Source organism: Jatrophihabitans endophyticus, from assembly GCF_900129455.1.
In the GTDB taxonomy this organism is placed as follows: domain Bacteria; phylum Actinomycetota; class Actinomycetes; order Mycobacteriales; family Jatrophihabitantaceae; genus Jatrophihabitans; species Jatrophihabitans endophyticus.
This window is the reverse complement of sequence record NZ_FQVU01000003.1, coordinates 563,353-576,356: the sequence shown is the minus strand read 5'-3', so window position 1 is coordinate 576,356 and position 13,004 is coordinate 563,353. Positions and strand designations below refer to the sequence as shown.

Annotated in this window: 10 protein-coding genes; 4 read left to right on the top strand and 6 right to left on the bottom strand. The window is 73.6% G+C overall.

Annotation, left to right across the window (positions count from 1 at the left end):
• Window positions 1-29: 29 nt before the first annotated feature.
• Genes BUE29_RS12840 through BUE29_RS12825 form a run of 4 tightly spaced genes read left to right on the top strand, consistent with a single transcriptional unit; the run spans window position 30 to window position 4,361 of the window.
• Window positions 30-704, top strand: a complete 675-nt coding sequence (locus tag BUE29_RS12840; protein ID WP_143168163.1) for a hypothetical protein — start codon at window positions 30-32, stop codon at window positions 702-704.
• Window positions 701-1,636: a hypothetical protein gene (locus tag BUE29_RS12835; RefSeq protein ID WP_073390711.1), complete on the top strand. Its 936-nt coding sequence runs from the start codon at window positions 701-703 to the stop codon at window positions 1,634-1,636. The genes BUE29_RS12840 and BUE29_RS12835 overlap by 4 nt, the downstream gene beginning before the upstream one ends.
• Complete coding sequence (locus BUE29_RS12830; RefSeq protein ID WP_073390710.1) at window positions 1,633-2,976, top strand: MmgE/PrpD family protein; 1,344 nt, start codon at window positions 1,633-1,635, stop codon at window positions 2,974-2,976. Before BUE29_RS12835 ends, BUE29_RS12830 begins: the two co-directional genes overlap by 4 nt.
• On the top strand, window positions 2,973-4,361 hold the full coding sequence (locus BUE29_RS12825; protein WP_159440872.1) for an MmgE/PrpD family protein: 1,389 nt from the start codon (window positions 2,973-2,975) through the stop codon (window positions 4,359-4,361). The genes BUE29_RS12830 and BUE29_RS12825 overlap by 4 nt, the downstream gene beginning before the upstream one ends.
• Here BUE29_RS12825 and BUE29_RS12820 read toward each other — a convergent pair.
• The 6 genes from BUE29_RS12820 to BUE29_RS12795 form a co-directional block, all read right to left on the bottom strand.
• Window positions 4,328-6,202, bottom strand: coding sequence for a family 43 glycosylhydrolase (locus BUE29_RS12820; protein WP_073390708.1), 1,875 nt, complete (start codon window positions 6,200-6,202; stop codon window positions 4,328-4,330). The two genes, BUE29_RS12825 and BUE29_RS12820, sit on opposite strands and share 34 nt — an antisense overlap.
• A 173-nt stretch (window positions 6,203-6,375) precedes the next feature.
• The gene (locus BUE29_RS12815) at window positions 6,376-6,804 is read right to left on the bottom strand and encodes a PNPOx family protein (protein WP_073390707.1); all 429 of its coding nucleotides are present in this window, start codon (window positions 6,802-6,804) and stop codon (window positions 6,376-6,378) included.
• 35 nt (window positions 6,805-6,839) lie between these two features.
• Window positions 6,840-8,231, bottom strand: coding sequence for a condensation domain-containing protein (locus BUE29_RS12810; RefSeq protein WP_073390706.1), 1,392 nt, complete (start codon window positions 8,229-8,231; stop codon window positions 6,840-6,842).
• A 282-nt stretch (window positions 8,232-8,513) separates the two neighbouring features.
• A complete protein-coding gene (locus BUE29_RS12805) occupies window positions 8,514-11,423 on the bottom strand; it encodes a vitamin B12-dependent ribonucleotide reductase (RefSeq protein ID WP_084181007.1) in 2,910 nt (969 codons plus the stop codon).
• Window positions 11,424-11,542: 119 nt separating this feature from the next.
• Window positions 11,543-12,028 (bottom strand): transcriptional regulator NrdR, encoded by a 486-nt coding sequence (gene nrdR, locus BUE29_RS12800; protein WP_073391141.1) that lies wholly within the window; start codon window positions 12,026-12,028, stop codon window positions 11,543-11,545.
• A gap of 322 nt (window positions 12,029-12,350) precedes the next feature.
• The gene (locus BUE29_RS12795; protein ID WP_084181006.1) at window positions 12,351-12,854 is read right to left on the bottom strand and encodes a LysM peptidoglycan-binding domain-containing protein; all 504 of its coding nucleotides are present in this window, start codon (window positions 12,852-12,854) and stop codon (window positions 12,351-12,353) included.
• Window positions 12,855-13,004: the final 150 nt, after the last annotated feature.

The window sequence follows — 13,004 nt, the reverse complement described above, 5'->3', positions numbered from 1 at the left end:
CGGTGCTCGCCGGCATCCGGGACGCCGGCGTGCTCCCGGAGACGGCGGCGCGGGCGTTGCTCGCCGCGGCGTACGACCGGCTGCGCGCCACGGTGCGGACGCCGCTGCCGCCGGTGCTGGCGCGATGGGCCGACGAGCTGGGGGCGCCGGACGGCGACACCCCGCTCGTCGGCACCGGTCGCCACGCCGACCGGTACGAGGCGCTGCTGTGGAGCGGGGCGCGGCACCCCGCCGACCCGTTCGTCGTGACGGCACTGCTCACGGCCGCGCCGGGCACCGACGCGGTGACGGCCGGCCGGGCGCTGGCCGCGGGCGAAGCGGTGGCCACCGCGGTGGCCGCGACCGTCCCGGCCGGCCCCGCCCGGCCCGATCCCGCCGTGCTCGGCTGCGCGGTCGTCGCGGCGTGGGTCGGCGGCGCCCCCCGCCCGGGGCCCGGCGACGATCGGTTCGCCGGTCTCCTCGACGTCGCCGCGAGCCTGATGCTGCTCGACACGGGCGTGCCCGGTCGGCCGGCGCCGCGCGTCGCCGCCCTGCGAGCCGGACACCCCGCCGCGGCCGGGTGGCTGGCGACACGCTGCGTCCGGGCGGGCGTCACCGGCATGCCCGACGCCGTGCGGCGCACGGTCGCCGTCGTCACCGGGGCGCCGCCGCGCGACCCGCGGCCCGTCGCCGACGTCGACGAGCTGGTGGCGGGCATCGCGTGACGCGCCCCCGTCTCGTCGTCAACGCCGCCTGGCCGGACGTCACCGGCGCCGAGATCGCGCTCGCCCGCGACGCCGGCGCCGACGGCGTCGGCCTGCCCGACAGCCCGAGGCTGTTCCCCGATCCGCTGCTCGCGACCGAGCGGCTGCTCGTCGACACCGACGTCGCCCTCGCCGGCCCCTGCGTGCTCGGCACCGGGCTACGGCACCCCGCGACCGTCGGGGTCGCCCTGCGCACGCTCGCCGACCGGCACGGCGGCCGCGTGTTCGCCGTACTGGCCCGGGGCGAGAGCGCCGTGCGCAACGAGGGATTGGCGCCGCCGCGACTCGCTGCCCACCTCGCCGCGCTCGCCGCCGTCGCCGAACGCACCGCGGAGCTGCCGATCACGCTGCTCGGAGCGGCGTCCGGACCGCGGACGATCGCGGGCACCGCGCGCGGTGCCCGCGGCGTCCTCCTCGACGTCGGGGCCGACCCCGAGGTCGTGGCCGCGGCCGCGGCGACGGCCCGGACCGCGACCCCGGCGGTGCCGTGCTGGCTGTTCCTGCGGGCCGCCGTCACGGCCGACGCACCGGTAGCGGCGGCGCCCCTGCTCGGCTCCTGCGCGCACCGGCTGGCGGCCGCCCCGGACTGGTACCGCGTGCCCGATCCGCTCCGTGACGACGTGGCGGCACTCGCCGCCGCCCACGACTACGCGACCCACGGGCGGGGGGACGCGACACCGGCCGAGGGCCCGGCCGCCGGCTTCGTCCGCGACCGCTTCTTCGCGCTCGGCCCGGCCGAGGACGTGGCCGCCCGCGTCCGGGAGCTGTGCCGGGCCGGCGGGGTCGACGGCATCGTCCTCGCCGGGGCGACCGGCGGCCTGCGCGGGCGGCTCGCCGACACCGTCGCCGCGGTCCGTGCCGGCACGACCGGCGTCACGGCCGGATCCCGATGACCGCCGTCGACCTGCCCGCACTCGGTCGGGTGGCCCACGACGTCGCCACGCACGGCTGGGTCGACGAGTCCGTCGGGCGCGACGTCCGGCGACTGTTCGTCGACACGGTGGGAGCGGCGCTCGGCGGCCTGCACTACCCGGCGGTGCACGCACTCGGCCGCGACCTGGGCCCAGGGCGCTTCGGCGAGACCGTCACGCTGGGCACGGCCGCGACCTGGCTCGACGCCGACTCCGGCGGCTCGTTCCATCCGCGCGGTGACCGGCTGCCCCCGGTCCCGACGGCCCATCCCGCGCCCCACGTGCTGCCGGTGCTGCTCCGTCACGCCGGCCGGCACGACGACGTCACCCTGCTACGGGCGTTCGCCGCGGGCACCGAGCTCGGGCTGCGGCTCGGCGCGGGCAGCAGCCTGCGCCCCGGGATCCACCCGCACGGCATCCACGGCCCGGCCGGGGCCGCCGTCGCCGAGGCGGCCCTGCGCGGGGGCGACGCCGCCACCCTCGCCCGCGCGTTCGCCCGTGGCGCGGCGCTCCCGCTCGCCGCGCTCCTCGAGGTGCCGATGGCGGGCGGGACCGTCCGTAACCTGTGGACCGGCCTCGGTGCCTACCACGGCGCGTCGGTCGGCGCCGATGCTGCGATGGACGGCGACGACCAAACAGATTGCGCAGTTCTGCTCGAACTCTTCGACGGCGCGGTCTGCGACGAGCTGGACGCCGACGTGCTGATGGGAACCACCCAACCATGGCGGCTGCGCGACAGCTACCTCAAGCCCTATGCGTGTGCGCGCTGGATCCATCCCGCGCTCGATGCGCTGCGCCTGGCCCTGGCCGAGCGGCGGGGCGCCGTCGACTCGATCGACGTCCGGACCTTTGCCTTCGCGGCGTCGTTGAGCGGCGTCCGACCGGCCAGTGACATGGCCGCCCGGTTCTCGCTGCCGTTCAGCCTGGCGACGTACGTGACGGACGGTCGGCTCGCCGCCCCGGAGTTTCTGCCCGACCGACTCGTCCGCGACGACGTCGCCGCGCTCGCCGCCCGGACGACGGTGACCGAGGAACCCGCCTTTACCGCTGCACTCCCCCACGAGCGGCCGACCTCGGTCCGCGTCCGGTTCGCCGACGGGACCACCGCCACGGCCGCGGTGCGCAACGCCCGCGGCAACCCGGCGGATCCGCTGCCCGACGACGAGGTCGCCGCCAAGCTCCGCGCCAACGTCGGCGACGTGCTGCCGGGCCGGGTGACCGAGGAGCTCGCGGAGTGGCTGCATGCCGACCCGGCGCCCGGCGACCTGCTCGCCCGCATCGGTCGGCATGTGCGGGAACGGCTGTGGACGGCGTCGGCGTGACCCTCACCGACCTCGCGCACGCCGCGGCCTCGGTCGATCTCGACGATGTTCCCGGCGAGGTCGCCGACCGCACCGTCGACGTGCTGGTGGACACCATCGGCGCGGCCGCCCTCGGCAGCGGCCGTCCGGAGGTGCGGGCGCTGCAGCGCACGTTCGCCGTCACCGCGGGGGCGCCCGCCCGTGACGGCGGCGCGACCGCCGTCGGCGCCGCGCGGGGCTGGCCCGCGGCCGCCGCCGCCTTCCTCAACGGCTGCGCCGTCGTCGCCGACCAGCTGCAGGACGGCCACCGCCTCGCCCGCGGGCATCCCGGCGCCCACACCGTCCCCGCCGCGCTGGCCCTCGGCGAGACCCTGGACGTCCCGCTGGCCGAGGTCGCGGCCGCCGCGCTCGCCGGCTACGAGGTGGGCGTGCGGGTGGGGCGCGCCATGGGCGGCACGCCGACCGGCGTCCACGACATCGGCACGTGGGGGCAGGTGGCGGTGTCGGCCACCGTCGCCCGGCTGCTCGCGCCGGGTGACGGCGCGGCGATGCGGCGCGCGATCGAGCTCAGCGCGTCGGCGGTGCTGCTCACCGACGCCGGCACCGTCTTCGCCGGCCGGACCGGCTCGCACGCGTTCCTCGGCGCGTCGATCCAGCACGGGCTCACGCTCGGCCAGGCTGCCGTCGCCGGGCTCGTCGCCGAACCCGGCACGATCGAGCGGCACCTGCTCGCGGTCGCGTCGCCGCGTGCCGCCGCGGCGACGCCGGCAGGGGCCGACTGGGGTACGTGGGAGATCCTCGCCGGCTACCTCAAACGGCATCCGACCTGCGCCCACCTGCACGGTGTGAACGACGCGGTGGCCGTGCTGCTCGCCGACGGCGGCGTTCCGCACGATCGGGTGGTCGCGGTCGAGGTGGCCGTCTTCGCCGGCGCCGCGGGGTTCGACGCGATCGCCGACACCGAGCTCGCCGCCCGCTTCAGCATCCCGACGAGCGTGGCGATCGCCCTCGTCACCGGCCGCCTGGACGAGACCGTCACGACCGACGCCACGGTGCGTTCGGCCACGGTGCGCGCGCTGGCGGCGCGGGTGCGGGTCCGGCACGACCCGGCGCTCGACGACGGCTACCCGGCCGGGCGGCCGGCCCGGGTGACCGTCACGCTGGCCGACGGCTCCGCACGCACCGCCGTCGTCGGCCGGCCCGCGTGGGACGGCGACCGGCTCCCGCCACCGGGTGCCGTCGACGCCAAGGCACGCCGGCTGCTCACCGCCCGGTTCGGCCCCGCCGGTGGACAGCTCGTCGACCTCGTCCGCGGCGGGGCCGATCCCACCGCCGTCGGCCGCGCCCTGCGCGGGCTCGCCGACGACGCGGGTCAGTACACGTCGACGGCGTCGAGCTCGGTGTAGAACGTCGACTTCGTGAACGTGATCGTGTTGCTGCCCCGGTGGAGCCGGACGCGGTACGGCGTCACCTGCCAGTTGTCCCACGTGGTGTTGCGGAAGGTGATCGTGCCCGCTCGGCGGCCGTTCACCGTCACGGCGTCGGTGGCGGCGACCGGGTAGCCGCTGTTGTCGAGCGAGCCGTTGCCATACCGGATCCCGAGGACGTGCGAGCCCGCCCTCGCGACCGACACGGTCAGCGTCACCGAGCTGTCGGCGAGGTCGAGGCCACCCACCTTCGCCCCGCCGGAGGCGAGCGCGTCGTCGACGACGCGGGCGTGCGTCACGACGCCGCTCTCGGCCTCGTACCGGGTGGCCGGGCCGGTCGGCACCGGCGCCGGGGTGGCGAGCGGACGCCCCTGCTGGACGTCCACCGCGTCGATCTCGGCGTACCAGGTCCGCTTGGCGAGCGTGACGGTGTTCCAGCCGCGGGCGAGGCGCACCGGATAGGAGACCGTCTGCCAGTTCCCCCACGCGGTGTTGGGCAGCGTCAGCACGCCGGCCCGGCGGCCGTTCACCGTCACCGTGTCGGTGGCGGGCACGCCGGTGCCGGCGTCGTCGCGAGACCCGTTGTCGTAGCGGATGCCGAGGTTCGTCCGGCCGCTGCGCTCGGCGTACACGCGCAGACTCACCGCGCTGCCGACGTCGTCGAGCCCACCGACCTTGGCCTCGCCGGACGCGGTGTCGTCGGCGACGACGCGGCCGCCGCCGACCGTGCCGTCCTCGGCCTGGTAGCGGCGGTCGGCCGCGACCACGTGCGGCTGCCCCGCCGGCAGCCCCGGCGCGGACCAGTCCAGCGCGCTGACGTACAGCGCCCGGTAGCTGTAGGTCGGGTCCCAGCCGTGGAACAGCACCGCGGTACCGCCGCTCGGCGTCGTGACGACGTCCTCGCCGCCGGGGCCGACGACGCCGCCGTGGAACTGGTCGGTGGTCATCAGCTCGGTGCGCGACGTGGTGTACGGCCCGGTAAGGCTGTTCGCGGTGGCGTACCCGGTGCGGTAGTTGCCGCCGCCGAAGTCGTTGGCCGAGTAGAAGAGGTAGTAGGTGCCGTGGTGCTTCACCAGGTCGGGTGCCTCGACGACGGCGCCCTCGAAGCGCCGGTCGTTGTGGATCAGCTCGGTCGCCGTGCCGGTGAGCGTGCGACCGTCGGCGGTCAGCGGCTGCACGAAGATGCGTGCGGGCTGCGAGCAGCAGTTGCCGTCGGTCTTCCACAGCAGGTAGAGCTGGCCGTGCTCGCGATAGGTCGACGCGTCGATCGCGCCGCCGAGATCGGTGGTGCCGCGCTGGCCGTCGGGGCAGACCAGCGGCTGGCTGCCGATCGGTGCGAAGGGGCCGTTCGGCGAGGTCGAGAACGCCGCGCCGATGCACTGGCGGGGCGCGAGCTCGTCACGGGCCGTGTAGTACATGACGTAGCCACCGCGCACCGCCGACACCTCCGGCGCCCACACGCAGTGGTCGGTGGCTCCGCCCGGCGTGAAGGTGCAGTCGCCCACCCAGTCGCCGAGCGTCGGCAGCGCGTCGGCGCGCTTCGTCCAGTGCACGAGGTCGGTGGACGTCCGGTGCTGGATGTTCTGGCCGCCGGAGTTGGTCGCGTACGCGTGGTAGGTGCGGCCGACCTGCAGGACGTCGGGGTCGGGGAAGTTCGCGTCCACGACCGGGTGGATCGCGGCGGTCGCGCGGCCGCCGGGGACGTGCCCGCGCCCGGCGTGCGCCGACGCCGGAGCGGCCGGCGGGAGCAGGCCCGCGAGCAGGACGAGGGCCGCAACGGCGGCCAGCACGCACCGGCGGTACGCGGAGGGGGCGGTCATGGGTGCTCCTGTCGCGGCGGGTCACCGACATCCGGGTTCGACGCGGTGCAGCGTCCACATTCAGGCGCAACTGAACGAAACTGTCAACGAAATGACCGGAACTGATCGAAACTCGTGCGCGACAGGGCTTGCCGGTCGCGCGGTCGGACCACCGACCGGTCGGCACCTGTCCGTCACGTGGAGGCGGCGGACCATCCCGTCACGGCCTCGACGCGGCACACCAGGATCCGGTGGAACGGCTTCTGCGCGTACTGCGCGAACCGGTCGGCGAGCCGGTCGGCGAGCTCGTCGGTCAGCGGCGACGGCGGGTCGGGCACGTGCCGCAGGTCTGCCCGTACCCACCACAGCCGCGACCAGTCCGCGAGCTCCCAGTGCTCGATCAGCAGGGTGCCGCGCGGGTCGGCGGCCAGGTTGGCCTCGCGTTGCAGGCGCGACGAGGTCTTGGGCTTGACGCGGTCGACGGGGACGCCGACGTGGCCGTCGCTGCTCACCGCGTAGACGACCGGCTGCGGGTCGGGACCGCGTTGCGGGTGCAGCGTGCACAGCACGCCGTGCGCGTGCGCGGCGAGCCGGGCTCGGGCTTGCGCGGCGGCCAGTCTCATCGCGCCATCATCGCGCCGCTGCCGTCACCGCCGGGTCAGGCGGGCACCGGCAGCGGTGACCGGTTGCCGGTCGCGGCGACCGTGGTCAGGACCTCGCCGATCCGCGCGGCGATGCGCGGGATGATCTCGTTGCCGGCCACGGTGTCGGGGAAGACCGCGGTGAGCGAGGTGCCGTGCCGGGTGCGGATGAACCAGAGGAAGACGTGGTCGCCCGGCGGCGGCTTGCCGAGGCCGGAGACGTTCCACTCCGCCCAGTGCTCGCTACCGGGCGTGTTCCGCAGGTCCATGAACGAGATCATGGTGCGCAGCAGCGGGAACGTGCCCGTCAGCTCCCATGCCCGCGAGCAGGGCACCTTCAGCGCCGGCAGCGCGGTGCGCAGCGCACCGTGGGTCGCCGTGGCGACCGTGCGGAAGTCGACGGCGTCGGCGGTGCGGACGCTGATCGGCAGCGAGTTGACGTACCAGCCGAGCGACCCCTCCGCGCCGCGTGCGGAGCGGGTGTGGACCGGCACGGTCGTGTGGAACTCGCGGCTGCCCCCGATCTCGCGGGCGGCGGTCGCGGTCGCGGCGACGAGCCCGCTCAGGAACTGGACACCCGCCTCCTTGCACGCGACGCCGAACGCCTCGGCGTCGTCCTCGCTCAGCACGGTCTCGTGCAGACCCGCCCACTCCGGAACCTCACCGTCGGCGACGCCGCGGTCGACCGGGAACTCCGGCAGCGCTCCCCCGCACGCGTCGAGGAACCGCTTCCACACCAGCACGCCGCGATGATCGGCGTCGATGGCAGCGGCCCGGCTGCGCTCGGCGTGGCTGTGGTCGACATGACTGTCGACGTCGGCGAGCTCGTACAGGCGGCCATCCTGTTGAGCTGCGCGGAGTTGCGCAAATTCGTGCGGGACGAGGAAGAGCGAGTACCCGTCGGTCCGGCTGTGGTCGGAGGCGAGCAGCGCCGTCGTGCTCTCGGGGCGGACGATCGCGGCGAAGACGGTGGGCAGCGGGTTGTCGAGGGGGTTGGTGGCCTCGTCGAAGCGGCCCTCGAGGTAGGACGCGATCCGCGCGCCGGAGTCGAACTCGCCGACGACGTGCATGCGCAGTCGCACGTGAGAGCTGGGGTGGGTGTGTCGCGCGAGCCGCACGCCGTCGAAGCGGAACTCGCTGCGCAGGCTCTCGTGACGCGCGAGGACGGTGCACAGCAGCGAGTGCATCGCCTCCAGCTCGACGCGACCGGGGAGGTCGAACGCCGTCGCCAGCCACGAGCTCGCGCGCACGCCCTGCTCGCGGAACAGCACCTCGGCCCGGATGTGCTCCTCCTGCAGGTACGACGGTGCGCGGACGTCCTCGACGCAGTACGCCGCCCCGACGGGCTCGGGGATCCACTCGACCAGCAGCCCGGGACGCAACGGGTAACGGTCGAGGGTCGTGATCATCGGGCCCTCGCGACGGCGAGGGCCCTGCGCGGGCGGCGGCCGGCGCGGGCCGCCTCGTGAGACCGGTTCTTGATCAACACCAGCGAAACGTAACGAACCGCGCGATCTTCGCATAGTGGACATCGCCGTGATGATCAACACTGTCGACGGCCAACGTGTTCACGTCGGCGGGGTTGACCAACGGCCGAGTTCCGCCTGGCGTCCGTCGGACGCGGCAGGGCCCGGCAGGCGTGGTGCCTGCCGGGCCCGGTCACTGCTGCGGACGGCGACCGTCCGCGCGGCTCAGCTGCAGCCGCTGGTGCTGCCGCAGCCCTCGCAGACGAAGCAGCTGCCGGCGGGACGCATCTTGGTGCCGCAGTTCATGCACAGCGGGGCGTCGGCCGAGCTGCCCATGAGCGTCTCGAGCAGCTCGGTCGAGCTGTGCACCCGGGCCGGGGCACTGACGGCGGTCTCGTCGACCACGGCGTCGCCGGAGTCGAGCTCGTCGGCGAGGTCGTTGCCGGCGGGGGCCTCGACCGGCACCGACTGCGAGTACGTCTCGAGCTGGGCGTCGTCGCCGTCCTCGACCGGCGCGTACGAGCCGGTCTCGAGCTGGCGGGTCCGCTCGCTCGCGCTGTAGATGCCCAGCGCCGCCCGGTCGTCGAAGGGCAGGTAGTCCAGCGCCAGCCGGCGGAAGATGTAGTCGAGCATCGACTGCGCCATCCGCACGTCCGGGTCGTCGGTCAGGCCGGCGGGCTCGAAGCGCATGTTGGTGAACTTCTGGACGTAGGTCTCCAGCGGCACGCCGTACTGCAGCGCGATGGAGATCGCGATCGAGAAGGCGTCCATCACGCCGGCCAGCGTCGAGCCCTGCTTGCCGAGCTTGAGGAAGACCTCGCCGAGCTCGTTGTCGTCGTAGGTGCCGGCGGTCATGTACCCCTCGGCCCCGCCGACGGTGAACGAGGTGGTGCGCGAGTTGCGCGACTTCGGCAGCCGGGTGCGGGTCGGGCGGAACTCGACGACCTTCTCCGGCTCCGCGGCCGCGGTGGCCGGCTCGCTCTTCTTGGCCTCCTTGCCCGCCGACAGCGGCTGACCCACCTTGCAGTTGTCGCGGTAGACCGCGAGCGCCTTCAGACCGAGCTTCCAGCCCTGGAAGTAGACGTCCTCGATGTCCTCGACGGTCGCGGACTCGGGCAGGTTGACGGTCTTGGAGATCGCACCGGACAGGAACGGCTGCACCGCCGCCATCATCCGGACGTGCCCCATCGCGCGGATCGCCCGCGCACCCATCGCGCAGTCGAACACCTCGTAGTGCTCGGTGCGCAGGCCGGGGGCGTCGATGACGTGACCGTGCTCGGCGATGAACTCGACGATCGCCTCGACCTGCTCCTCCTGGTAACCCAGCACGCGCAGCGCGCGCGGCACGGTCTGGTTGACGATCTGCATCGAACCGCCGCCGACGAGCTTCTTGAACTTGACCAGCGCGAGGTCGGGCTCGACCCCGGTCGTGTCGCAGTCCATCATCAGCCCGATCGTGCCGGTGGGCGCCAGCACCGAGGCCTGCGCGTTGCGCCAGCCGTTCTTCTCGCCGATCTTGTTGCCGCGCTGCCACTCCTTCGTGGCCACGGCGAGCACCGCCCGATCGTTGTCGTGCAGCGTGCGGACACCGTCGGTGGCGGCGGCGTGCTTGCGCATGACGCGGGCGTGCGCGGCGGCGTTGCGGGCGAAGCCCTGGTACGGGCCGACGACACCGGCCAGCTCGGCCGAGCGGCGGTAGGCGACACCGGTCATCAGCGAGGTGATGGCGCCGGCCAGCGCGCGGCCGCCCTCGGAGTCGTAGGCGAGACCGAGCGCCATGAGCAGCGCGCCCAGGTTCGCGTAGCCGATGCCGAGCTGGCGGTAGTCGCGGGTGTTCGCGCCGATCGACTCGGTCGGGAAGTCGGCGAAGCAGATCGAGATGTCCATCGCGGTGATGATCAGCTCGACGGCCTTGACGAACTTCTCGGCCGAGAAGGAGTTGTCGGCCTCGAGGAACTTGAGCAGGTTGAGCGAGGCGAGGTTGCACGACGTGTTGTCGAGGCTCATGTACTCCGAGCACGGGTTGGACGCGGTGATGCGTCCGGTCTCGGGGTTGGTGTGCCAGTCGTTGATCGTGTCGTCGTACTGGATGCCGGGGTCGGCGCACTCCCACGCCGCCTGCGCGACCTGGCGGAACAGCCCCTTGGCGTCGACGGACTCGATGACCTCGTGGGTGCTGCGCGAGCGCAGGCCGAACTCGCCGGCCTCGTCGACGGCACGCATGAACTCGTCGCTGACGCGCACGGAGTTGTTGGCGTTCTGGTACTGCACGGAGGTGATGTCGGCACCGCCGAGGTCCATGTCGAAGCCGGCGTCGCGCAGGACGCGGACCTTGTCCTCCTCCCGCGCCTTCGTCGAGACGAACTCGGCGATGTCGGGGTGGTCGATGTCGAGGACGACCATCTTGGCCGCGCGCCGCGTCGCGCCGCCGGACTTGATCGTGCCGGCCGAGGCGTCGGCGCCGCGCATGAAGCTGACCGGACCGGACGCGGTGCCGCCGGAGGAGAGCAGCTCCTTGGAGCTGCGGATGCGCGAGAGGTTGAGGCCGGCGCCGGAGCCGCCCTTGAAGATCAGCCCCTCCTCGCGGTACCAGTTCAGAATCGAGTCCATCGTGTCGTCGACGGACAGGATGAAGCAGGCGCTGACCTGCTGCGGCGAGGTCGTGCCGACGTTGAACCACACCGGCGAGTTGAAGCTGAACACCTGGTGCAGCAGCATCCAGGTCAGCTCGTGCTCGAAGATCTCGGCGTCGGCGGCCGAGGCGAAGTAGGCGTGCTGCTCCCCCGCCTCGCGGTACTTGTGCACGACCCGGTCGATCAGCTGGCGCAGCGACCACTCGCGGGCGTCGGTGCCGACCGCACCGCGGAAGTACTTGGTGGTGACGATGTTGGCGGCGTTGACCGACCAGAAGTCGGGGAACTCGACGCCGCGCTGCTCGAAGTTGACCGACCCGTCGCGCCAGTTCGTCATGACGACGTCGCGCCGCTCCCAGCTCACCTCCGCGTAGGGGTGGACGCCCTCGGAGGTGTAGATCCGCTCGACGCGCAGGCCGCCGGCGGGGAACACCGCCTCGGCCGGGGACGCGGTGGTCGTGTCGTCCGACTCACCGGTGCGGGAGATGTCGGCCTCGGTCATGGGCGTGTCCTTCCTGAGAACTGCGTGTCGGGGGATGGCGACGGTGGGTGGTGCTGACGGCTGGTCGTGCGGTGTGTCGGTGGTGCTGCGGGCGTGGCGCGGCGGTGGCTGACCGCGGCTCATCGCTCGGGCGCCGGCGGATCGGCGCGCCCTTCCGCGCGGTGCTCGCGACGGAAGTCGAGGATCGCCTTCTCGAAGTCCTCGACGGAGGTGAAGGCCTGGTAGACGCTGGCGAAGCGCAGATAGGCGACCTCGTCGAGCTGGCGCAGCGGGCCGAGGATGGCCAGCCCCACGTCGTCACTGGCGATCTCGGCCGCGCCCGTGGCGCGGATCGCCTCCTCGACGGTCTGCGCGAGCTGGGCGAGAGCGTCCTCGTCGACGGGCCGGCCCTGGCACGCGCGCCGCACGCCGCTGATGACCTTCGTCCGGCTGAACGGCTCGGTGACCCCACTGCGCTTGATGACGGCGAGCGTGGCCTCCTCGACCGTGGTGAAACGCCGGCCGCACTCGGGGCAGGCGCGGCGGCGCCGGATGACCTGGCCCTCGTCGTGCTCGCGCGAGTCGACGACCCGGGAGTCGGGATGACGGCAGTACGGGCACCGCATCGTGAAGACCCCCTTTGGTTCGACCCGTGACATGCCCTTCGGGCAGGCTCGTCGGGCGGCCGCCAGGACGACCGCTGTGGACGAACCTGTCGACAAGTTGGGGACGACCGTGTGGACGACCTCGACGATCTGTGGATCGTCGACCCCAACTTGTGGACGAAGCACATCGTTGTAACTACTAGATGTTGGGGTGAACGCTAAGCCTGATCGCAACGTTCCGCAAGGCCCGAGCGCCGCGTGTCGGATTCACCCGCTCGTCGCGACGTCGGAAACCGGGACCACGGCGGCGCGGTCCGCCCCGCGCGGCGGCGGCGGACGTCGATCAGCGAACGTGCAGCGTCTGACCGGGCACGAGCGCGACACCGTCGAGGTGATTGAGCGAGCGCAGCTGGGCGACCTCGGCGCGCGGATCGCGATCGGGGGCGACCCGGGTCGCGATCGACCACAGCGTGTCGCCCGACTCGACGGTGACCGTGGCCGGAACGTCGGCGCCGGCGCCGGCGCCGGCGGGTTCGGCCGCGGCGGAGAGCGAGGCGACCCACACCAGGACGGCCCCCACCAGCGCGGTGAACACGGCGAGCACGACGACGCCGCGATGCGTGAGCCGCACCGGCGCCCGCTCGGGCACCGGGGGCAGCAGGACGGCGACCGAGGACGCACCGTGCACTGCGGCGTGCTGCGGCGCGGCCACGCGGCGGCGACGCCCCGCAGCCGCTGCGTCGGAACCCGGCACGGCCGTGAGGTGACGGCGCCGCGGTGCGGGCTCGGTGGCGGGCTCGGTGGCCGGGTCGTACTGCGGCGCGAACAGTTCAGTGGCGACCGACATCGGATGCTCCTCGAGGACACGACGTCCGGACCCGATCGGGTTCGAACAGGCATTCGATAGAACGCCTATTCGAATGTCTACCAGCGGGGTCCGACAATTTCCACGTCGAATCCATCGCATCGACGAAACGGGCGCCCCGGTCCGTGTCGC